Genomic DNA, 19,857 nt, shown 5'->3' with positions numbered 1-19,857 from the left:
GGCTCGGCCCGGCCCCGCGGTCGCGGTGCCGGGCTCGGCCGGGGCGGGCTGTGCGGGCTCGCCCCGGGATACCTGTGCCTGCGGGCTCAGCCCGCGAACGCCGCCAGGTCGGCGTAGCCCGCGATCTCCTGCGGGTCGCGCCGGCCGGGGCCGATGTACCGCGCCGACGGCCGCACCAGGCGTCCAGTGCGCTTCTGCTCCAGGATGTGCGCAGACCAGCCGGCCGTACGGGCGCAGCTGAACATCGACGTGAACATGTGCGCCGGGACCTCGGCGAAGTCGAGCACGATCGCCGCCCAGAACTCGACGTTCGTCGCGAGGACGCGGTCGGGCCGGCGGTTGTGCAGCTCCTCCAGGGCGGCCTTCTCCAGCGCCTCGGCGACCTCGAAGCGCGGCGCGGCGAGCTCCTTGGCCGTACGGCGCAGGACGCGGGCGCGCGGGTCCTCGGCGCGGTAGACGCGGTGGCCGAAGCCCATCAGCCGCTCGCCGCGGTCGAGGGCCTGCCGCACGTACGCCTTCGCGTCGCCGGTCCGCTCGATCTCCTCGATCATGCCGAGGACGCGGGACGGGGCGCCGCCGTGCAGCGGGCCGGACATGGCGCCGACGGCGCCGGACAGGGCGGCGGCCACGTCGGCGCCGGTGGAGGCGATGACGCGCGCGGTGAACGTGGAGGCGTTCATGCCGTGCTCGGCGGCCGAGGTCCAGTACGCGTCGACGGCCTTGACGTGCTTCGGGTCCGGCTCGCCGCGCCAGCGGATCATGAACCGCTCGACGACCGACTGGGCCTTGTCGATCTCGCTCTGCGGCACCATCGGCAGACCCTGGCCGCGCGCCGACTGGGCGACGTACGACAGCGCCATGACGGCGGCCCGGGCGAGGTCCTCGCGGGCCTGCTCGGCATCGATGTCGAGAAGCGGCTTGAGGCCCCACACCGGGGCGAGCATGGCGAGCGCGGACTGGACGTCGACGCGGATGTCGCCGGAGTGCACCGGGATCGGGAAGGGCTCGGCCGGCGGCAGGCCGGGGTCGAAGGCGCCGTCGACCAGCAGACCCCAGACATTGCCGAACGAGACGTGACCGACCAGATCCTCGATGTCGACGCCGCGGTACCGAAGAGCGCCGCCCTCCTTGTCCGGTTCGGCGATCTCCGTTTCGAACGCGACGACTCCCTCGAGTCCGGGTACGAAGTCGGACATCAGGCGGCTCCTCTATCGATGATCAATCATCCGGGGTGTTGGTCGGGAATCAACAGTCATCCAGCCCAAGAGTCTGTACGGTTCCGATGATGCGGGGAAGCGTGACATCCGGCACACTCCGCCGATTCGGCAAGGAAGGGTTAGCGGGCCGCCGTGCCGGGCAAACTGCGTCTCTGCGGCAGGATGGCCTCTGTGACTGACGCTCTCGATCCCGCCGACATGCGCGAGCAGTACCGCACCACGGAGCTCACTGTGGCCGACCTCGCCCCCGAACCGATCGAACAGTTCACGCGCTGGTTCAAGGAGACCGCCACCAACCCGGCGATCCATGAGCCGAACGCGATGGTCGTCTCGACCGCCACACCCGACGGCCGCCCGTCCTCCCGCACGGTGCTGCTCAAGCACTACGACGAGGCCGGTTTCGTCTTCTACACGAACTACAGCTCCCGCAAGGGCACCGAGCTGGCGGCCAATCCGTACATCTCGCTGCTCTTCCCCTGGCATCCGCTGGCCCGCCAGGTCATCGTCACGGGCCGGGCGGTGCGCACGGGCCGCGACGAGACCGTCGCCTACTTCCGCACCCGCCCGCACGGCTCACAGCTGGGCGCATGGGCCAGCCACCAGTCCTCGGTGATCGAGTCCCGCGAGGAACTCCTCACCCGGTACGAGGAGTTGACCGCGCGCTACCCGGACGACGAGCAGGTGCCGGTGCCGCCGGAGTGGGGCGGCTTCCGGGTCGTACCGGAGACGGTGGAGTTCTGGCAGGGCCACGAGAACCGGCTGCACGACCGGCTGCGGTACGTGCGGGTGGGGGCCGGCGACGACTGGCGCGTGGAGCGCCTCTCACCCTGACACCTTCGCCGCCTCCGTGAGCGCCGTCCCGACGGCGTGCGGGATGTCCGTGACCGGGAACTGCGCGTGGCGTACGGTCCGCTCCCGGTCCACGACCAGGACCGCCCGCTTGAGCCGCAGCGCCTGTCCGGCGCGGAAGGTCGGCAGCCGGAGCGCCGCCGAGAGCCGGGCGTCCATGTCGGACAGCAGCGGGAAGGGGATCTCCTCGGCGGCGGCGAAGGCCCGCTGCTCGTCGGGGCGCTGGGTCGAGACCCCGTGGACGGCGACGCCGGCCGCCGTGAACTCACCGTACGCGTCCCGGAACAGCCGGTTCTCCAGCGTGCAGCCGACCGTGCCGGGGATGTCGTTCCAGCCCTCGGGCAGCGGGCTCGGCCGCCCGGTCGCGGGGTAGCAGAAGAGGACGGTGGCGGCGGCTTCCGGGTCCACCGGGTCCCGCTCTCCGCCGGTGTGCGCCGGCAGCGTGAGGCGGGAGAGCCGGGTGCCGGGGAGTTCGTGGACGCGGTGGGCCTCGGCGCTGTGCTCGTCGGCGGAGGCCGTGAGGGTGCCGTCGCCGAGGAGCCAGCGGTCGGCCCAGTCCTGCAGGGAGACCAGGACGGGGAGCAGGGCCCGGCCGGTGGCGCTGAGCCGGTACTCGTGCCGCACCGGCGCCTCCTGGTAGGGCACCTTGTCGAGCACGCCGCTGTCGACCAGGTGGTTCAGCCGCTCGGCGAGCACCTTCCGGGAGATGCCCAGCTCGCTCTGGAGCTCGTCGAACCGGTACCGGCCGCGGGCGGCCTCCCGTACGAGCAGCAGGCTCCACCAGTCGCCGACGACGGCGGCGGCCTGGGCGATCGCGCAGGCGGCGTCGCGCTCGGGCACGGCTCGGGCCATGGTCTCCTCCTCGGTCGGTCGACCGCTCCATCTTGCGCCATCGAGTGAGTTCCCGATAGAAACTCACTGTAAGTTTCGAAAAGAAACCCACTGATCGATCCACGGGGGAGGGGAACGCCCGCATGCCCATAGCCCGGGCAACCGCCTGGCGCACCTGGCAGATGACCCGCCGCGCCTATCCATGGACCTACGCCGTCGGCACGGTCCTGCCGGCCGCGCTCGCCATCTCGCTCGCGTACTTCGGCTACCACGCCATCGGCGGCGCAGCCGTCGCCGACGACTTCACCGAAGGCAGCGGCACCACCGCCTACCTCGCCTACGTCGTCGTCGGCGCGACCGCCTTCCAGTTCACCGTCCGGCTCATCCTCTGGTCCGCGAAGGCCCTCATCACCGAACAGCGGCAGGGCACCCTCGGCGCTCTCCTCATCGCACCCGCCGGCCGCCTCCCGTACCTCGCCGGCTTCACCGCCTTCGCCGTCCTCAGCAGCCTCGTCGAGTTCCTCACCCTCGGCGTCGTCGTCGCCCTGCTCGGCATCTCCGTCCCGGTGGCCTCCGCGACCGGGCTGCTCCTCGGCGGCCTCGCGCTGATCGGCGCCGTCTTCGCACTCTCCGTCGGACTCGGCGGCCTCATGATCGCCGCCGGCGAGGCGCACATCTCCCAGAACACCGTCTTCATCGTCCTCGGCCTGGTCGGCGGCTTCACCTTCCCCCGCGCCTACCTGCCCGAACCCGTCCAGTGGCTCGCCGAACTGCTCCCCACCACCGCGGCGACGGACGTCCTGCACGCGGCGACCACCGGCGGACAGTCGCTGCCCGACCTCCTGCCGAGACTGGCCGTCTGCGCGCTGCTCAGCGGCGTCTACCTGCTCCTGGGCCTGAAGTACCTGCCGCGGGCCGAGGCCCGCGCCGTAGAAAGGACGTACTGAGATGACGGGCATTCAGGTGCGCGCGCTGCGCAAGGACTTCCCCGTACGCGACAAGGGGATCTTCGGCCCCCGCAGCCTCAAGAAGGCCGTCGACGGCCTCGACCTCGACATCCCGCCCGGCCGCATCACCGGACTCCTCGGCCTCAACGGCGCCGGCAAGACCACCACCATCAAGATCCTCGCCACCCTGCTGCGCCCGACCTCCGGTGCGGTCACGGTCGACGGGCTCGACACCGTCGCCGACGCCCGCGCCGTACGCCGCCGCATCAACCTCATCGCGGGCGGCGAGCGCATGGTCTACACCCGGATGACCGGCCGGGAGAACCTCTGGTACTTCGGTCAGCTCTACGACGTCCCGAAGCGCGAACTGCGCACCCGCATCGACGAGTTGCTCGGCATGGTCGGCCTGTCGGACGCCGCGGACACCATGGTCGAGCGGTACTCGCGCGGCATGACCCAGCGCCTCGCCATCGCCCGCGGGCTGATCAACCGGCCCGCCTACCTCCTGCTCGACGAGCCCACCCTCGGCCTGGACGCCCCCATCGCCCGCGACCTGCGCCGCGTCGTGGCCCGGCTCGCCGAGGAGGGTACGGGCGTCCTGCTGACCTCCCACTACCTCGCCGAGGTCGAGGAACTCTGCGGCCACGTGTACGTGATTTCCGCCGGCCGCCACCTCGCGGAAGGCAGCCCGGCGGAACTGAAGGCGGCCACCGGCAGCCACCGCACGATCCGCCTGACGGTCACCAACCCGAGCGAAGCGACGGCCGCGGTGGCCGCACGCCTCGGCGCCGGCTCCGAACTCCTCCCCTCCGGAGCCGAGTTGATCACTCTGCGCCACCCGGACGACATGGCCGGACCGCTGACCGCCGCGATCGTCGGGGCGGGCGGCTCGATCGGCGGGCTCGAGATCGCCGAGGCCAGCCTGGAGGACGCGATCCTGGCGCTCGCCGAGACCGGCGAGGAGGCCCTCGTATGAACCACGCCGTCCGGGTCTTCGCGGCGGAGGCCCTGAAACAGCACCGGCGCCTCTTCGGCCAGCCCCTCGTCGTCTTCTCGATGCTCGTCTGGCCCGTCCTCCAACTCGCCACCACCTACTACACGCTGCGCCCCGTCGCCACGGCCTCGCCGGCCGCCGCGAACTGGCCGCTCGCCGCCGACCCCGACCGGCTCCTCGCCTTCCTGGCCACCGGCACCCTCGCCTACGCCTTCTTCTTCTCCCTCGTCCAGAGCGCCTGGCACCTCTCCTTCGAGCGCGCCACCGGCACCCTGGAACTCCTCTTCCTCTCCCCGGCCGGCCGCCTCACCCTCATGCTCGCCAACGGCGCGGGAGCCCTGCTCCAGAACGCCTGGCTGCTCACCTGCTTCACGGTCGCCGCCCTCACCGGCTTCGGCACGCTGTCGGTCTCGGCCTGGTGGATGTACGGCGTCGTCCTCCTCGCCCTGCTGATCCCGGCGGTCGCCTGGGGAGCGTTCCTCAACAGCCTGCTGGTCTTCTCCCGCGACTCGGCGTTCCTGTACACGATCCTCGACGAGCCCCTCTGGTTCGTCTCGGGCGTCCGCCTCCCCCACTTCGCCCTGCCCGCGGCGATCCAGATCGTCGGCGCGGTCTTCCCGCTCACCGGCAGCCTGATCGCGGTCCGCGGAGCCCTCCTCGAACACCGCACCCTGACGGAGCTCGCCCCCACACTCCTCGGCCTGGCCGCCCTCAGCGCCCTCCTGCTCGGCGCGGCCGCGGTGATCCTGCGGGTGGGGGAGGCCAGGTCCCAGCGAACGGGCAGGCTCTCGCTGGCCTAGAACCTGGCCCCCTCCCTCGCTCTCAGCAGGCGGGGCGCTGGGCGTGGGCCGGATCGAGGGCGTTGAGGACCATCCGGCCGGAGACGTCGTCGTAGTTGATGCCGAGATGCTCGGTGAACGCCGTCGGACAGAAGTCCTGGACCCGCTGGTTGACGACATTCGGCGCCGCCGCCAGGAAGGACGAGGTGTGGGGCGTGACCACCTCGTCGTACCGGGTGGCGATCACCGTGTAGGAGACGTCCGGGTGGGTCTCGCCGCCGGTGTTGAGCTCCTCGAGGAAGTCGGAGCCGGTGACCTGCTGACCGCACGCGGCACAGGAACGGCCGAGGAGGGTCTCACCGCCGGGGAAAGCGCGGGAGAGCAGGCCCAGACCCCACAGCGACGTGCCGTGGTTGGTGGGGGACAGGGCCACCAGGCGGCCGACCTCCACCTCGCCGCCGAGATGCTTGATGTAGTACCGCGGCATCACACCGCCCTGCGAATGGCCCACGAGGTCGACCTTGGCGGCGCCGGTCGCGGCCCTCACCTGGTCGACGAACTCCGCCAGCCGCCCGGCCGACGTGGGGGTGTCACCGGTGCCCATCACCGGACCCGAGCCCCCGCCGTAGTTGAGCGCGAAGACGCAGTACCCCTCGGCCTTCAGCTTCGGCGCCAGGCCCGCCCAGTTGGCGTACCGGTTCTCGAAGGTCCCGTGGACGAGGACGACCGGGCGCGGATGCGCGGCGCTCGGGCGGCAGCCCCAGTCGTTCGCGCCGGTGGGGACGGCCGTCGGATGGAGCAGGGCGTACCCGAGGGCGGCGAAGAAGCCGTCCTGGGGCGGCCCCACGGGGTCGGCGGCCGCCGCGGCCTCGGCCGCCGGGGCCTCGGCCGCCAGGGCCCCCTGCGCGGACTCGGTCCCGGCGAGGCCGCGTCCTGGACGCCTTCGAGGGACTGCCCGACGGCCGCGCGGCCCGGCTGGCCGAGACCCTCGACGCGCTGCTCACGTCCTGGGGGCGTACGGCGCCGGAGGTGGCCCAGTCGCTCGGCATCCATCCCCAGACGGCACGCCGGCGACTGCGCCGGCTCGACGCCCTCTTCGGCGACCGGCTGAACGACCCCCGCTTCCGCTTCGAGGCACTGCTCGCGCTGCGCACGCGAGCCCTGGAGCCGGGCGAGGGCTGACACGGAGGAGAACGCAGACGACCCGTGGGCCTTGGTCCCGTCCGCTCGAGTTCGGACGAGAGCCGGCCGGACTTACCGGCGGCCCACGGGTCGGGTGACTGCTTGGGTTTCGGCAGGTGGCCTGCCGAGGTGCACAGAGTGCGACGGCAGGCCGTTAGCCCGCAGTCACCTCACGAATCCGAAAAGAAATCATGTTCTCGGATCACCTCCTTTCGCGTGTGCTCCACACCTTAGGAACCCTTCCGCGAAGCCTCAAGCCATTTATTCTCCGATTTCGCGGCGGGCCTGCCGGGCCAGTGCGGGCGGCCAGATCGCGAGGAAATCGGCCACGGCGGGATCCCAGGGGTGGACCGGTCCGACGAAGGACGTGCCGACGAGGCTGCGGGTGTCAGGGTCCTCGGCGGTCATCGCCCGCTCCAGGAACGCCAGGCACCGTCCGACGAGCTCGCTGTCTCCCCGGGCCCAGGCGTCGAGCACGAAAGGTGTCACGTCGAGGTCGAGGAAGACGTGCGGGAGGATTTCGTGCTCGTTGAAGACATGGACCTCTAGATCCTCCCGCAGCTCGGGAACGGCCTCGACGAGCGCGGGCACGACTCCGGCGTAGGAGAGGGGGTCGGGCATGGGCGGCGCGGTCACGCGGTACGTCCAGGCATGGTCGAGAATCTTCTCGGCGGCGCCCGTCCAGGCCCCGGACGGCAGACACCCGTCCACGTACCGCCCTCCGCGCCCGAGCGCGAAGCTCCAGAACTCCGGATGCGCCGTCTCCCGGAGCAGGACCAGCGGAACGCCGCGGTCGACGTCGTCGACGTATACGAACTCGTCCCGCACCCGGACGGCGACCGTCACCCCTACGCGTCGGCTCCACCGCTGTACGAGGCTCTCCATGGCGTCCATCCTGCCGGGCGCCCGCTCACGCCGTCGCTCACGGGGCGTCGATCAGCCTCGCCATCGTGGTGGCCGGCGGCGCCGGGTTCCCGGCCGCCGCCTTCGCGATCCGTCCGTCGCCATCCGCCAACAGGGGTACGGGCAGGGCCCGGTTGAGGGCCAGGCCCTCCAGGATGTCGTTGCTCCTCACTCGCCCCGTGTTCGTTTCCGGGACGCAACGATTTCATGGAACCGGGTGTGTCCTGCGTCACGTTCAAGTTGAATGATCGGGGGCGTGCGGGTGCACGCGCGTACACCGTCCTGCAGGGGGTGCCGGGATGAGTGCTGCCAGGAGTGAGACCACGTCCGTGCCGGGTGACGATCTGCTCGCCGCGCTGCTCGACGGGATGGACGCGGCGCTCTGCGCATTCGACGCCGACGGGACCGTCACGCACTGGAACAAGGAGGCCGAGCGGATCCTCGGCTGGTCCGCCGGGGAGGCCGTCGGGCGGCGCGGGTTCGAGGGGTGGGCCGCGCGGCGGGCCGACGCGGCCCAGGCGCTGGAGCGGCTGATGGCGGCGATGGAGGCGCCGGGGCGGCTGGTGCACGAGTTGGCGTTGGTTCGGAAGGACGGCGGGCGGGTCCTCGTACGGACGCAGTCGGCCGGGGTGCGCGGCGCGGACGGAAAGCCCGCGGGGGTGTACTGCGCGTTCAGCGAGGTGCACGCGCAGATAGACCTGGAGCGCTCGATCGCGCTCAGCGAGGCGCTCTTCGAGGACGCGTCCTGGGGCGTCGTCCTCGTCGACGTGGACCTGCGGCCCACCACCGTCAACGGGTACGCCGCCCGGGCGATGGGCGGGGGCCGCACCACGCTCCTCGGCCGGCCGCTCGGCGAGCTGATCGCGCAGGGCGTCGAGGAGTTGGAGGGCGCGCTCCAGCACGTGCTGGCGGAGGGCGCGCCGCGGGCCCTGGCGGAGGTGTGGGTGACGCTGCGGACCGCGGAGGGCGAGCGGCGGCGGTGCTGGCGCAGCGGGTTCGTGCGGCTGTCGTCACCGCTCGCGGAGGAGCCGGTGCCGCTGGGGGTGGGGTGGCTGTTCCAGGACGTCACGGAGGAGCGGCTCGCGGAGCAGGAGGCGGGCCGACTGCGGTTCCGGTACAGCCAGTTGCACCGGGCCGGCGTGGCGGCGGCCGAGTGCGAGGACCCGGGGGAGGCGGCGACGGTCCTGCTGGACTTCGCGCTGGCCGGGTTCGCCGACCACGCGCTCGTCGACGTGGCGGCGGGGGAGCGGCGGCTGGTCCGTGTGGCGGCCACGCCCGGCGGCGAGCCCGGCCCGGTCGCCCCGGTCGCGGGCGGCGGAATCCCGGTGCGGTACCCGGCGGGCCACCCGGTCCTCCAGGCGGTGTCCCGTACGGGCCCGGTCCGCGCGTCCGCCCCGGCGGTGAGCCCGCAGGGCGCCGAGGAATGGGCGGCGGAACGCCACTGGCCGCGGGACGCGGTCCACGCGCTGTGCCTCCCGCTGCGCAGCCGCGGCCGGACGGTGGGCGCGGTGACCTTCCTCCGCGGTGCGTCCCGCACGTCCTTCGAACGCCCGGACGCGGTGTACGCGGAGGTGGTGGCGGTCCGTGTGGCGTCGTATCTGGACCTGTCGACGGCGTCCACGCCACCGACTCCGTAGGACGACTTCCCTCGTTGCCGGCAGGCGTTCGGCCGGCCTGTACGCCCCCTCAACCTCCGCTGTTGGCCCTCGCTCCGCCAGGGCGGTGCCTACCCGGACTGCCGCCGGGTTATGGGCGGGCCTTCAGTAGGGGGCAGTACCCGCCCTCACCCCCGCCGGGTTGAGGCCACCGGTTCCGCAGGGCGGTACCCACACCCGCCAACCTCGTTGTGGGCAGGCGTTCCGCGGGGCGGAACGGGTGGGCACAACCCGACGACGGCGCCGCACCTGTGCGCAGCGCAGGCACGGGGAGCCTGGGCCCGGCAAGGGCGCCGTCCCATGTGCCCACCCTCCCCCAGACTCCGTCCGGGGGACCCGCAGCTCAGCGGGACGATTGCCCACACGGGGGGGTGGGGACCGCCCCTACGCCGTCGCCAGGGCCAGCGTCGGGGACAGGCGGGACGCGCGGACCGCCGGGTACAGGCCCGCCACCGTCCCGATCGCCAGCGTCGCCGCGAAGCCGCCGCCCACCGCCCACAGCGGCACCACCCACGGCAGCCCACCCGTGGACGCGTACACCCCCGTCGCCACCGCGCCCAGCGCCACGCCCGCCAGGCCGCCGAGGCCGGACAGCATCAGGGACTCCGTCACGAACTGGATCCTGATCTGCCCCCGCGTCGCGCCCAAGGACCGCCGCAGCCCGATCTCGTGGCGGCGCTCCAACACCGAGATGATCATGGTGTTGGCGACACCGACACCGCCCACCAGCAGGGCGATCCCGCCCAGCCCGAGCAGCAGCGTCGAGAACGCGCCCTCCGTCGCCGCCTTCGCCTTGAGCGCCGACGACGGATCGCCGACCGACACGTTCTGCGGGTTCTGCGGGTCGATCGTCGCGGCGAGGAGCTGCTGGACCTCCCGTACGGACGCGTCCGTGGACCGCTCGTACACCGTCGTCGGATGTCCGTCGAAGCCCAGCAGCAGCCCCGCGCCCTCCCAGCCCACCAGCGCCGAGCGCTCGATCTCGGGGGCGAGCGGCAGCGGGTCGAGGATGCCGATGACGGTGAAGTACCGGTCGTCGATCCACACCTGCTGCCCAGGCCGGGTGATGCCCAGCCGTTCGGCCGCGACATGGCCCAACACCACTGACGGATAGCGGCCGTTGGCGGTGTTCAGCCACGTGCCGGACGCCATCCCGCCGCGCAGGACGTCGAGGAGTCCCTCCGTCGCCGCCTTCACGGCGATCCCGCCCGTCTCGGCCTCCGGGATCTTCTCGGAGCGGCGCACCGAGCGCTTGAGGTCGCCGGTCCCTGCGGCCTTCTCGACCCCCGCGATACGGCCGACCATTCCCACCGCGTCCTTGGGCAGCTTGACCTCCTGCCCGCTGAACATCCCCTCGCCCGGCTGCGCGACCAGCATGTTCGTGCCGAGCGCGTCGAGCTGCCGGAGCAACTGGGCCTGGCTGGAGGCCGAGATGCCCACGACCGCGATCATCGTGGCGATGCCGATGGCGATCCCCAGCGCGGACAGTACGACCCGTACGGGCCGGCTCCGCAGCCCGGCGGATCCGACATGGAGAACGTCACGCGGCCCGAGCCGGGCGGCCGAGAGCTTCGTACGCGTACGGGACATCAGGCCGCGCCCTTTCCGTCGCCGGAGCGGGGTGGTGCGGCGTCCGCACCCACCCACGCACCCCCGGAGTCCGGCGCCGCACCCCCGGAGCCCCGCGCCTCACTACCGGTGCCGTGCGCGACACCCCCGAAGCCGCCCGCCGCAGCCGCACCCCCGCCCCCCGTGTCCCCCACCACACGCCCGTCCCGCACCCGTACCTGCCGCGGCAGCCGTCCCGCGATCTCGCCGTCGTGGGTGATCACCGCGATCGTCGCGCCCTCCGCGTTCAGGTCGTGCAGGAGCTCCATCACCGCCTCGCCCGACGCCGAGTCCAGCGCGCCCGTCGGCTCGTCGGCGAGCAGCAGGGCCGGTTCGCCGACAACCGCGCGGGCGATGGCGACCCGCTGTTTCTGTCCGCCGGACAGCTCGTGCGGCCGGTGCTTCATCCGGTCGGCGAGCCCCACCCGGGCCAGCGCGTCGGCGGCCATCTTCCGGCGCCGGGCCCGGGGCAGCCCGGAGTACAGCAGCCCCTCGGCCACGTTCTCCAACGCGCCCACACCCGGCACCAGATGGAACGCCTGGAAGACGAACCCGATGCGGCGCGCCCGCAGCGCCGACAGTCTGCGGTCCGTCAGCGAGGCCACGTCGTGGCCGGCGATCTCGACCGTTCCGGCGCTGGGCCGGTCCAGGGTGCCGACGATGTGCAGCAGCGTCGACTTGCCGGAGCCGGACGGCCCGACGATTCCGAGCAACTCTCCCTCGGCGACGGTGAGATCGACGCCGTCGAGGGCCCGGACGCCGCCCGCGTACTCCTTGGTGACTCCGGAGAGTCGTACGACCGTGGTCATGCGGACGGCACCCCGACCTTCATGCCCTCGCGCAGCCCGTCGCCGCTGACCTCGACCCGGCCCTGCCCGAACATGCCGAGCTCGACCTCCACGTCCCGGGCCGTCCCGTTCTCGACGACCTGGACACCGAAGCCGCCGCCGGGCAGGGCGAGCAGCGCGTTGACGGGTACGGACAGGACGTCCTGGCGTGTCTCGCCGGTGAGGTCGACGGTGACCGGGGACTGGTCGACGCCCTTGACCTTCTCCGGGTCGTCGAAGGAGACGGTGACGGGGATCTTCGGGGTCCGGTCCTGCGGGTCGTCGCCGGTCTTCGCGGTCTTCCCGACCGACGACACCTTGCCCGGCAGCTCCGTACCGTCCGGCAGCAGGACCTTCACCCGGGTGCCGGCCTTCGCCAACGCGGCGTCGGAGACCGGGAGTTCAAAGCTCACGACACGCTCGGAGCCGGTCACGGTGAGCACCGGACCGCCCGGCGTGACCCGGTCGCCGGGTGCGGCGCCCGCCTCCTTGACCCGTACCGCGCTGCCGGCGAAGGCGATCCGGTCCGGGCCGACGGTGCCGGTCTGCTTCAGCTCGTGGGACTTCTGCCAGCGCTTGACGGCTGCGGCCGTCTTCGCCGTGTACTCCTCGTCGACGTCGAAGCCGGTGTACCCGAGGGCGGCGAGGTTCTCCTCCAGCTGGTGGACGTCCTTGCCCTTGTCGCCGGTCTTGAGCGTCCGGTACATGGGCTCGGCGCCGTACATCAGCCGGACCGGGTTGCCCTCGACCTCGTACAGCCGCTCGTCGCGTTCGACGACGGAGCCGGTGCCCGCGATCCAGGTGAGGATCCCGGCCGGGCCCGCGTTGATCTTCCGTTCGCCGAGGTGGCCGAGGGTGCCGTCCTGCTGGGAGCTGTTGCTGAGGTCGCCGCGGGTGACGGGTGCGGTGGCCTTCGGCAGCCCCTTGGAGTCGGTCTCGACCTCGGGCTTGTCGGGGGCGGTCAGCGCGGTGACGGCGGCTCCGCCGCCCGCGACCGCGACGATCGCCACCAGGGCGACGACGAGCCTGCGCCTGCTCATCGGCCCACGCCCTCGCACGCCTTGGCCGCCTTGTCGAACTTCTGCTTCTCGGCGCCCTTCGGTATCGGCATCGCGGCCTGCGCGCCGCCGTCGAACTTCGGATCGGGCATGTTGAACCCGTTCTCGCGCATGCACTTCGCGTACGCCAGGGCCTTGTCCTTGTCGGCCTGCGTCGGCTCCTTGCCGAGGCCGGCGCCGCCGTCCTTGCCCTGGCACGCCTTGAACGCCTTCTCCATCTTCTCCTTCGACATGCCGTCGCCGCCGATGGTCAGCCCGACGCCCTGCTCGCCCGGCTTGGGCTCGGGCACGTCGAGGCCCTGCTCGCGCAGGCACTTGCGGTGCTCGAAGGCCTGGTCGGCCTTCGTGCCCTCCTCGTTCGCCTCGGGGGCGTCGCTCCCGCCGGAGCCGCCGGAGCAGGCGGCCGTGAAGAGGGAGAGGGCGGCGAACGAGGCCGCGGCGGCCAGCTTGGTCTTCCGTGAGGTCGTCATGGGCGGGAGCGTGCCGCGAAGGGATGTTTCGCTTCTCTCAGCGGATGGGTTAACACCGGCGAAAGGTCCCCTTCGGATACACAGGGGCCATGCGCGTACTGGTGGTGGAGGACGAGGCGTTTCTCGCCGAGATGATCGCCGAGGGGCTGCGCCGCGACGCGATCGCCGTGGACGTCGCGGCCGACGGCCTCGAAGCGCTGCGGAAACTGCAGCTGGGCGAGTACGACGTCCTCGTCCTGGACCGCGACCTGCCCGGGATGCACGGCGACGACGTGTGCCGGCGGGTGGTCGAGCAGCGGCTGATGACCAGGGTGCTGATGCTGACGGCGGCGGGGACGGTACGGGACCGGGTGGAGGGCCTCGGCCTCGGCGCCGACGACTATCTGACCAAGCCCTTCGCGTACGACGAGTTGCTCGCCCGGGTCCTGGCGCTGGGCCGGCGCGCCCGGCCCGCGCTGCCTCCCGTGCTGGAGCGCGCCGGGATCGTCCTCGACACCGCCCGCCGCCAGGCCAGCAGGGACGGGCGCCATCTGCATCTGTCGCGGAAGGAGTTCGCGGTCCTGGAGGCGCTGCTGCGGGCCGAGGGAGCGGTGGTGAGCGGCGAGGACCTGATCGAGCAGGTCTGGGAGGAGCACACGAGCTACCGCACGAACGCGGTACGGGTGGCGCTGAGCAAGCTGCGGGCGAAGCTGGGCGAGCCGCCGGTGGTGGAGACGGTGCCGGGCGCGGGCTACCGGATCTCGTCATGAGGCGGGTGGTGACGGGGGAGCGGTCCCGGCTGACGGCTCTGTACGGCGGGCTCCTGCTGCTGGCGGGCGGGCTGCTGACGGGGGTGGTCTATCTGCTGGTGAAGGAGGGGCTGTACTCCTCGATCAGCGTGGCGATCACCGGCGCGGTGCCGGCGCGGCGGTTGGAGGACCTGCCGACGGCGTTCCCGTCGGGCTACCCGAGCGCCGTGCCGGCGAGCCCCGCTCCGACGGTGCCCGGCCAGGTCTCTCCCGAAATGCTGACGGTGGCGCGGACGGTCAGCGACGCGGCGGAGTCCGCGGCCCTGGAGCGGCTCCTGACGGTGTCGCTGATCGTCCTCGCCGTGTACGCGGTCCTCTCGGTCGCGCTGGCCTGGTGGATGGCGGGCCGGGTGCTCCGGCCGGTGGCCGTGATCACCGAGACGGCGCGTCGGCTGTCGGGCGAGAACCTGCACGAGAGGATCGCGCTGGAGGGCCCGCCGGGCGAGCTGAAGCGGCTGGCCGACACCTTCGACGGGATGCTCGGCCGGATGGAACGGCTGGTCTCCGCGCAGCAGCGGTTCGCGGCGAACGCGGCGCACGAGCTGCGTACGCCGGTCGCGGTGCAGCGGGCGGCGGCGGAGATCGGGCTCGCGGGGGAGCCGTCCCCGGAGCGGGTCGCCCGGATCAGGGAGAAGCTGATCGAGGTCGCCGACGACAGCGAACGGATCATCGAGGGGCTGCTGTTGCTCGCCGCCTCCGACCAGGGGCTGCGGGAGCGGCGGCCGGTGGCGGTGCACGAGGTGGCCCGCGGGGCGGTGGACGCGCTGGCGGCGGAGGCGGCGGAGCGCGGGGTGACGGTCACGGTACGGGCCCGGCCGCTGACGGTCGACGGAGACGCGGTGCTGCTGGACCGGCTGGTCCACAACCTGGTGGTGAACGGCGTCCGCCACAACGTCCCCGACGGCCGGGTGGAGGTCCGTACGGGTCCGGAGGGCATCGAGGTGACGAACACCGGTCCCGAGGTCCCGCCCGACACGGTCCCGCTCCTCTTCGAGCCCTTCCGTCGGCTGACGGCCCGTACCCAGGCCCCCGACGAGGGCGCGGGCCTGGGTCTCTCGATCGTCGACTCGATCGCCCGGGCCCACGACGCCACGACGGAGGCGTTCCCGAACAGGGAGGGCGGAGGCCTGACGGTACGGGTGCGGTTCGCGGCGCACGGCTGAGTCCCGCGCCGCGACACCCGCCTGGCCCCGGACATCGGTGCCCGTCAGCCGTCGCCGCGGAGCCGGCGCCCGATCTCGATGTCCTTCTCCAGCGCGCTCAGCCGCGGCGGGGTCCTGGACGAGTCCAGAACCACCACATGAAGCCGGTCGCCCGCCGCCGGGGGCGGCGCCTCCTCCGACCACCACGAGGGATGCTTGGCCTGGTCGATGAAGCCCTCTTCGCCTTGCGTGCCCTCGATCCTCACCCGCGAGCCCACCGTCGCCACCCCGAGAACCACCACGTCGAACTCCTCGTGGTCCTTGACCATTGCGTCACCCCTTACCACCGCGCGGAATCCATGTCTTCTTCATGACCAGTTCCTTGAACCGGTCCAGCTTGTCGCCGCACCACGTGAGTGCCGGTGGAATCAGACCCGGCCCTCTCCCTTCTCCCCCGCACGGCGGAGGTGCTTCGTCGCAGCGGACGAAGTGCGGCGAGGGTCGCCCCGGCCAGCATGGTCGTCATGACGACGACCGCACCTCTCACCGCCCCTGCCCCCGCCCCCGTATGGGCCCGACGCGCCGCGCACGCCATCGCGCTGTGCGCCCTTCCGTCCGGCCTGTGGCGCGTCGCCATGGCGTCCGGGGTCTATGTCGGCTACAGCGAGCAGGTGTTGCGCGATGTCTTCGACATCCCGGGCTGGGGCATCGCGTACGTCGTCGGCCTCTCCGTCCTCGCCGAGGTGGCCGCGCTGTTCCCGCTGCTGCTCGTCAGCGACCGGTGGCGGCCGCTCTCTCCCCGGACGCTCGCCGCGGTGTCCTGGACCGCCTCGGCCGTCCTGGTCCTGGTGGCGCTGTGGCAGCTCGTGGTCGCGTTCACGGTCGAGAGCCAGACGTACATGTCGAGCGGTACGGCGCAGACCGTCTGGTGGTTCGTCTTCGCCCCGCTGTTCGCGATCCCGGCGCTGATGACCGCCGTGACCTGGTCGTACGCGAAGCGCCACCGGGCCCGGGCCTGACCCGTTCGCGCACTCGCGGCGGGGCTCGGTGCACTGCTCAGTCGCGGATCCAGTTCTCTTCCATCAGATCCGTCGCGGCGTGGGTGTGCCGCACACGGAACACCGACGTCCGCACCCTCCGTCGCCGCCACGGGCGATGCGTTCCGAGGATCAGCTCCCCGAGCCCGCCCCAGTAGGTCGAGGTGGGGTCGGACGGGTCGTAGTCGACACCGGCGTCCTTCGCCGTCCGTGCCGTCACCCCGCAGGCGTCCAGAACGGCCCGCGGGTCACCGTCCAGCGTCCACATCGATGCGTCGTCCTCGCAGGGCCAGCCCTCGGAGTGCACGAGCTCGAAGCCCGGAACCACCCATGCCGCCTCCTCATGGGTCTCGCCACGGTCCACCGACGCCCCGCCGACGATCTTCGCGTCGGGGAACCGTTCCGCCAGCTCCTTGACCTGTTCCAGAACCGGCCACGAATTTCCGTCGCTCGCCAAGGAGGGATCCGAGACGCCGATCACGTTCCCCCACACCCCGACCTGGATCCACTCCAGGTCGGCCCGTGTCCGGAGCGAGAATCCGTCGCTGATGTTCCGTTCTCCCTGATACTCCAGCACCTGGTCGACCGTCCCGAACGACGAGGCGAACTCCCGTGCTCGGTCCGGGTCATTGGGCGGCCATTCCGGCGAGTGTTCCGTAGACGGCGGCAGCACGACCGTGATCGCGTAATTCCCCGATCCCCGTACCGGTGCCTGCGGCGGGTACGTCCAAAAGCCGTTCTCCGTCATGGCCGTCACCGTAGCGCCACGAACCTTCGTTGCAACCTCCGTCCGTTCGAGGCGAGTTGGAGCCCAGGCTGCGTCAGCCAATCCATCCTGGGCCCAGGGGAGCCCGATGCGAACCGTGCGGGGCCGCCGGGCCGGCACCCAGCGCGCGGGGCCGCTCTCGCCCGAAAGGGGGGTTCACCGGTGGCCCGCGGGCTGCTAGGTTAGGCAAGCCTAACCTAAGGAGTTCTGATGACCTTCGCCAAGGCGCGCCGCAACGGGTCGACCGACGCCGAGCGGATCCGCTCCGTCATCGCCGCCGCCGGCTCCCTGAGTCTGACGACGGACGGCAACAGCTACGACCTGGTGGCGATGCACGACGTGGACGACGCGGGCCGGCTGGCGCTGCACGCCCCGGCGGACAGCCCGCTGGCGGCCGAGGTCGCGTGCGCTCCCCGCGGAATGCTCTCCGCGCTGCTGGAGTTCACGGACATCGCCCCGATCGCGGTCCGCGACCGGGTCAGGGCGCGTGTCACTCTCGCGGGGCGGCTCACGCCGTCTCCCCTGCAGACTTCGCCCGGCGTACTCGTGCTCCGGCTCGATGTGGCGCAGGCGAGCATCCAGCGGGGCGCGCTCGTCGAGCACGTCGGCCCGGACGACCTGGAGCGGGCCGCTCCGGACGTGCTGGCGGTGGCCGAGGCTGCGATGCTCACCCATCTGGAGGAAGGTCATCGGGATGTCGTCGACCGGCTGGCCCGGCTGGCCGACCCGGAGCTTCCGCATGCAGCGGTCCGCGTCGCGCCCCTCGCGCTGGACCGCCACGGGATCACCCTCCGATGCGAGTGCGCCCACGGCAGCGCCGATCTCCGGATCGCGTTCAGGACTCCGGTGAAGGACGTGGACGAGGTCGGCCGGCAGGTGGAGATTCTCCTGCGCCGCGCCGTGGCCGCGCCTTCCGGGAAGCGGGCGGGCCGGGACGGGGCGGACTCCTAGTGCCGGAAGAAGATCCGGTCGCGGTACTCCGTCATCACCCGGCCGTTCCACTCGTGGCCACCGTCCACGTTCCCCGAGCGCAGCAGCGGCGGCTCGATGCCCAGGCGGACCATCTCCTCGGTCGCCGCGGCCATCGTGGCCTGCATCAGCGCGCTCGTGACCACCGTCGAGGCGGGCGCGAAGGGGGCCTCGACGGCCTCGTGGGTGAGCTCGGCGTCGCCGATGGCGATGTGCGAGTCGAGGACGATGTCGCAGTGGTCCTTCAAATACGTCCCCGAGACATGCCGGGACTTCGTCTCCGTCGCGTACGCCAGCGAGGTGACACCGATCACCGTCAGACCCAGGGCGCGCGCGTTCATCGCCATCTCGACCGGCAGGGCGTTGCGGCCGGAGAGCGAGATGATGATCAGTACGTCGCCGGCCCTGGCGGGCGAGGAGTCGAGCACCGCCCCCGCGAGACCGTCCACACGCTCCAGGGCCGAGCCGAGTGTCGCCGGCATGACGTCGACGCCGACCACGCCGGGCACGGCGAGCAGGTTCATCAGCGCCAGTCCACCCGCCCGGTAGACGACGTCCTGGGCGGCGAGCGAGGAGTGTCCCGCGCCGAAGGCGAAGAGGCGGCCGCCGGCGGCGACGGCCTCGGCGATCGCGGTTCCGGCCGCGGCGATCTCCTCGGCGTCCTCGTCGCGGACCTGCTGAAGCAGGCCGATCGCGGCGTCGAAGAACTGTCCGGCCAGCTTGGACTCGCGCGCGCTGTCGCCCATTCCCGAAGCTCCTTGTCGTCGTGTCGCGGATCACGGTGCGGTCTGGACCATTGCTCTGTCAATACCGCCTTTCCCCGGCGCGGCACGGTTGTCTGTGGCATGCGTCAGAATTGGGGCAGGGCCAGCGCACGACTCATCGAGGGGCACGTATGTCCGGACTGATCGACACAACGGAGATGTATCTCCGCACCATCCTCGAGCTCGAGGAGGAAGGTGTGGTCCCCATGCGCGCCCGGATCGCGGAGCGGCTCGACCAGAGCGGCCCCACGGTGAGCCAGACGGTGGCCCGTATGGAGCGCGACGGTCTGGTGACCGTCGCGGGTGACAGGCACCTGGAGCTGACGGACGAGGGCCGTCGACTCGCCACGCGCGTGATGCGCAAGCACCGGCTCGCCGAGTGCCTGCTCGTCGACGTGATCGGCCTGGAGTGGGAGCAGGTCCACGCCGAGGCCTGTCGCTGGGAGCACGTGATGAGCGAGGCCGTGGAGCGGCGCGTTCTGGAGCTGCTGCGGCACCCGACGGAGTCGCCGTACGGCAACCCGATCCCGGGTCTCGAGGAGCTGGGCGAGAAGGCCGAGGCGGAGTCCTTCCTGGACGACTCCATGGTCTCGCTGGCCGATCTGGACGCGGGCCAGGAGGGCAAGACGGTGATCGTCCGCCGGATCGGCGAGCCGATCCAGACGGACGCCCAGCTGATGTACACGCTGCGGCGCGCGGGCGTGCAGCCCGGTTCCGTGGTGAGCGTGACGGAGTCGGCGGGCGGTGTTCTCGTCGGCAGCAGTGGCGAGGCGGCCGAGCTGGACGCCGATGTGGCGGCGCACGTCTTCGTGGCGAAGCGCTAGCCGATCCCGAGCGTCGGCCGAACTCTGCAGCGCAGGGCCGAGGCCGAAGCACCGGTCCAGGACCTCTTCAGGGCCCCGGGAACACCCCCTCCTGCTTCCCCGGGCCCGTTTTACGGCGGAATCACCACGCCCGCACCCTCGGCGTGCCACGCTGGGGGGAGCCGTACGGTCGGGGAGGGGTGTGGCGATGACGAAGGTGTCCGGGGCGGTACGTGAAGAGACAGAGAGCCCCGGCGCCCATGGGCGC

The 19,857-nt window shown here is 72.1% G+C and carries 23 protein-coding genes; 11 read left to right on the top strand and 12 right to left on the bottom strand.

Features of this window, described 5'->3' with window-relative positions:
• Positions 1 to 86: 86 nt before the first annotated feature.
• Entirely contained in the window at positions 87 to 1,196 is a 1,110-nt protein-coding gene (locus ACFC0D_RS07690; protein WP_376432147.1) for a citrate synthase 2, read from the bottom strand.
• 219 nt (positions 1,197 to 1,415) lie between these two features.
• Between ACFC0D_RS07690 and pdxH the strand changes: the two genes are divergently transcribed.
• Positions 1,416 to 2,048 carry a pyridoxamine 5'-phosphate oxidase gene (gene pdxH / locus ACFC0D_RS07685; protein WP_376432225.1) on the top strand — a complete coding sequence of 211 codons (633 nt, stop codon included), beginning with the start codon at positions 1,416 to 1,418 and terminating at the stop codon, positions 2,046 to 2,048.
• Here the strand turns inward: pdxH and ACFC0D_RS07680 are convergent.
• Positions 2,040 to 2,918 carry a winged helix-turn-helix transcriptional regulator gene (locus ACFC0D_RS07680; RefSeq protein ID WP_376432145.1) on the bottom strand — a complete coding sequence of 293 codons (879 nt, stop codon included), beginning with the start codon at positions 2,916 to 2,918 and terminating at the stop codon, positions 2,040 to 2,042. The genes pdxH and ACFC0D_RS07680 overlap by 9 nt on opposite strands.
• 122 nt (positions 2,919 to 3,040) lie before the next feature.
• Between ACFC0D_RS07680 and ACFC0D_RS07675 the strand changes: the two genes are divergently transcribed.
• Genes ACFC0D_RS07675 through ACFC0D_RS07665 form a run of 3 tightly spaced genes read left to right on the top strand, consistent with a single transcriptional unit; the run spans position 3,041 to position 5,638 of the window.
• Entirely contained in the window at positions 3,041 to 3,844 is an 804-nt protein-coding gene (locus ACFC0D_RS07675) for an ABC transporter permease (protein ID WP_376432143.1), read from the top strand.
• Between the two features lies 1 nt (position 3,845).
• The gene (locus tag ACFC0D_RS07670) at positions 3,846 to 4,820 is read left to right on the top strand and encodes an ABC transporter ATP-binding protein (protein WP_376432141.1); all 975 of its coding nucleotides are present in this window, start codon (positions 3,846 to 3,848) and stop codon (positions 4,818 to 4,820) included.
• On the top strand, positions 4,817 to 5,638 hold the full coding sequence (locus ACFC0D_RS07665) for an ABC transporter permease (RefSeq protein WP_376432139.1): 822 nt from the start codon (positions 4,817 to 4,819) through the stop codon (positions 5,636 to 5,638). Before ACFC0D_RS07670 ends, ACFC0D_RS07665 begins: the two co-directional genes overlap by 4 nt.
• 22 nt (positions 5,639 to 5,660) lie before the next feature.
• On the opposite strand, the gene ACFC0D_RS07660 is transcribed toward ACFC0D_RS07665, so the two are convergent.
• Positions 5,661 to 6,464 carry an esterase/lipase family protein gene (locus tag ACFC0D_RS07660; protein ID WP_376432137.1) on the bottom strand — a complete coding sequence of 268 codons (804 nt, stop codon included), beginning with the start codon at positions 6,462 to 6,464 and terminating at the stop codon, positions 5,661 to 5,663.
• A gap of 182 nt (positions 6,465 to 6,646) precedes the next feature.
• Between ACFC0D_RS07660 and ACFC0D_RS07655 the strand changes: the two genes are divergently transcribed.
• On the top strand, positions 6,647 to 6,799 hold the full coding sequence (locus ACFC0D_RS07655) for a helix-turn-helix domain-containing protein (RefSeq protein ID WP_376432135.1): 153 nt from the start codon (positions 6,647 to 6,649) through the stop codon (positions 6,797 to 6,799).
• Between the two features lie 261 nt (positions 6,800 to 7,060).
• Here the strand turns inward: ACFC0D_RS07655 and ACFC0D_RS07650 are convergent, their stop codons facing one another.
• Both ACFC0D_RS07650 and ACFC0D_RS07645 read right to left on the bottom strand, forming a co-directional pair.
• On the bottom strand, positions 7,061 to 7,684 hold the full coding sequence (locus ACFC0D_RS07650) for a hypothetical protein (RefSeq protein ID WP_376432133.1): 624 nt from the start codon (positions 7,682 to 7,684) through the stop codon (positions 7,061 to 7,063).
• A gap of 37 nt (positions 7,685 to 7,721) precedes the next feature.
• Entirely contained in the window at positions 7,722 to 7,874 is a 153-nt protein-coding gene (locus ACFC0D_RS07645; RefSeq protein ID WP_376432131.1) for a hypothetical protein, read from the bottom strand.
• A 127-nt stretch (positions 7,875 to 8,001) separates the two neighbouring features.
• Here ACFC0D_RS07645 and ACFC0D_RS07640 point away from each other — a divergent pair, with 127 nt between their 5' ends.
• On the top strand, positions 8,002 to 9,339 hold the full coding sequence (locus tag ACFC0D_RS07640) for a PAS domain-containing protein (protein WP_376432129.1): 1,338 nt from the start codon (positions 8,002 to 8,004) through the stop codon (positions 9,337 to 9,339).
• 402 nt (positions 9,340 to 9,741) lie between these two features.
• On the opposite strand, the gene ACFC0D_RS07635 is transcribed toward ACFC0D_RS07640, so the two are convergent.
• The 4 genes from ACFC0D_RS07635 to ACFC0D_RS07620 are packed head-to-tail and all read right to left on the bottom strand — an operon-like array spanning position 9,742 to position 13,320.
• Positions 9,742 to 10,947, bottom strand: a complete 1,206-nt coding sequence (locus tag ACFC0D_RS07635) for an ABC transporter permease (protein WP_376432127.1) — start codon at positions 10,945 to 10,947, stop codon at positions 9,742 to 9,744.
• Positions 10,947 to 11,774 carry an ABC transporter ATP-binding protein gene (locus ACFC0D_RS07630; RefSeq protein ID WP_376432125.1) on the bottom strand — a complete coding sequence of 276 codons (828 nt, stop codon included), beginning with the start codon at positions 11,772 to 11,774 and terminating at the stop codon, positions 10,947 to 10,949. The genes ACFC0D_RS07635 and ACFC0D_RS07630 overlap by 1 nt, the downstream gene beginning before the upstream one ends.
• Positions 11,771 to 12,832 carry a peptidoglycan-binding protein gene (locus tag ACFC0D_RS07625; protein ID WP_376432122.1) on the bottom strand — a complete coding sequence of 354 codons (1,062 nt, stop codon included), beginning with the start codon at positions 12,830 to 12,832 and terminating at the stop codon, positions 11,771 to 11,773. The genes ACFC0D_RS07630 and ACFC0D_RS07625 overlap by 4 nt, the downstream gene beginning before the upstream one ends.
• A complete protein-coding gene (locus ACFC0D_RS07620; protein ID WP_376432120.1) occupies positions 12,829 to 13,320 on the bottom strand; it encodes a hypothetical protein in 492 nt (163 codons plus the stop codon). Before ACFC0D_RS07620 ends, ACFC0D_RS07625 begins: the two co-directional genes overlap by 4 nt.
• Before the next feature lie 89 nt (positions 13,321 to 13,409).
• Here ACFC0D_RS07620 and ACFC0D_RS07615 point away from each other — a divergent pair, with 89 nt between their 5' ends.
• Positions 13,410 to 14,069 (top strand): response regulator transcription factor, encoded by a 660-nt coding sequence (locus ACFC0D_RS07615; protein ID WP_376432118.1) that lies wholly within the window; start codon positions 13,410 to 13,412, stop codon positions 14,067 to 14,069.
• Positions 14,066 to 15,271, top strand: a complete 1,206-nt coding sequence (locus ACFC0D_RS07610) for an ATP-binding protein (protein ID WP_376432115.1) — start codon at positions 14,066 to 14,068, stop codon at positions 15,269 to 15,271. The genes ACFC0D_RS07615 and ACFC0D_RS07610 overlap by 4 nt, the downstream gene beginning before the upstream one ends.
• A gap of 44 nt (positions 15,272 to 15,315) precedes the next feature.
• Here the strand turns inward: ACFC0D_RS07610 and ACFC0D_RS07605 are convergent, their stop codons facing one another.
• Positions 15,316 to 15,579 carry a hypothetical protein gene (locus tag ACFC0D_RS07605; RefSeq protein ID WP_376432113.1) on the bottom strand — a complete coding sequence of 88 codons (264 nt, stop codon included), beginning with the start codon at positions 15,577 to 15,579 and terminating at the stop codon, positions 15,316 to 15,318.
• Positions 15,580 to 15,765: 186 nt separating this feature from the next.
• Between ACFC0D_RS07605 and ACFC0D_RS07600 the strand changes: the two genes are divergently transcribed.
• Positions 15,766 to 16,269, top strand: coding sequence for a hypothetical protein (locus ACFC0D_RS07600; protein ID WP_376432111.1), 504 nt, complete (start codon positions 15,766 to 15,768; stop codon positions 16,267 to 16,269).
• 37 nt (positions 16,270 to 16,306) lie between these two features.
• On the opposite strand, the gene ACFC0D_RS07595 is transcribed toward ACFC0D_RS07600, so the two are convergent.
• A complete protein-coding gene (locus tag ACFC0D_RS07595) occupies positions 16,307 to 17,035 on the bottom strand; it encodes a DUF6333 family protein (protein WP_376432109.1) in 729 nt (242 codons plus the stop codon).
• A gap of 228 nt (positions 17,036 to 17,263) precedes the next feature.
• On the opposite strand from ACFC0D_RS07595, the gene ACFC0D_RS07590 reads away from it, so the two are divergent.
• The gene (locus ACFC0D_RS07590) at positions 17,264 to 18,004 is read left to right on the top strand and encodes a DUF2470 domain-containing protein (RefSeq protein ID WP_376432107.1); all 741 of its coding nucleotides are present in this window, start codon (positions 17,264 to 17,266) and stop codon (positions 18,002 to 18,004) included.
• Here ACFC0D_RS07590 and ACFC0D_RS07585 read toward each other — a convergent pair.
• On the bottom strand, positions 18,001 to 18,768 hold the full coding sequence (locus ACFC0D_RS07585; protein WP_376432105.1) for an SIS domain-containing protein: 768 nt from the start codon (positions 18,766 to 18,768) through the stop codon (positions 18,001 to 18,003). The genes ACFC0D_RS07590 and ACFC0D_RS07585 overlap by 4 nt on opposite strands.
• A 149-nt stretch (positions 18,769 to 18,917) precedes the next feature.
• Between ACFC0D_RS07585 and ACFC0D_RS07580 the strand changes: the two genes are divergently transcribed.
• Entirely contained in the window at positions 18,918 to 19,610 is a 693-nt protein-coding gene (locus tag ACFC0D_RS07580; RefSeq protein ID WP_362362954.1) for a metal-dependent transcriptional regulator, read from the top strand.
• Positions 19,611 to 19,857 lie beyond the last annotated feature (247 nt).

It is taken from the genome of Streptomyces sp. NPDC056222, from assembly GCF_042264065.1.
In the GTDB taxonomy this organism is placed as follows: Bacteria; Actinomycetota; Actinomycetes; order Streptomycetales; family Streptomycetaceae; genus Streptomyces.
This window is presented reverse-complemented; position numbering and strand designations above follow the sequence as displayed.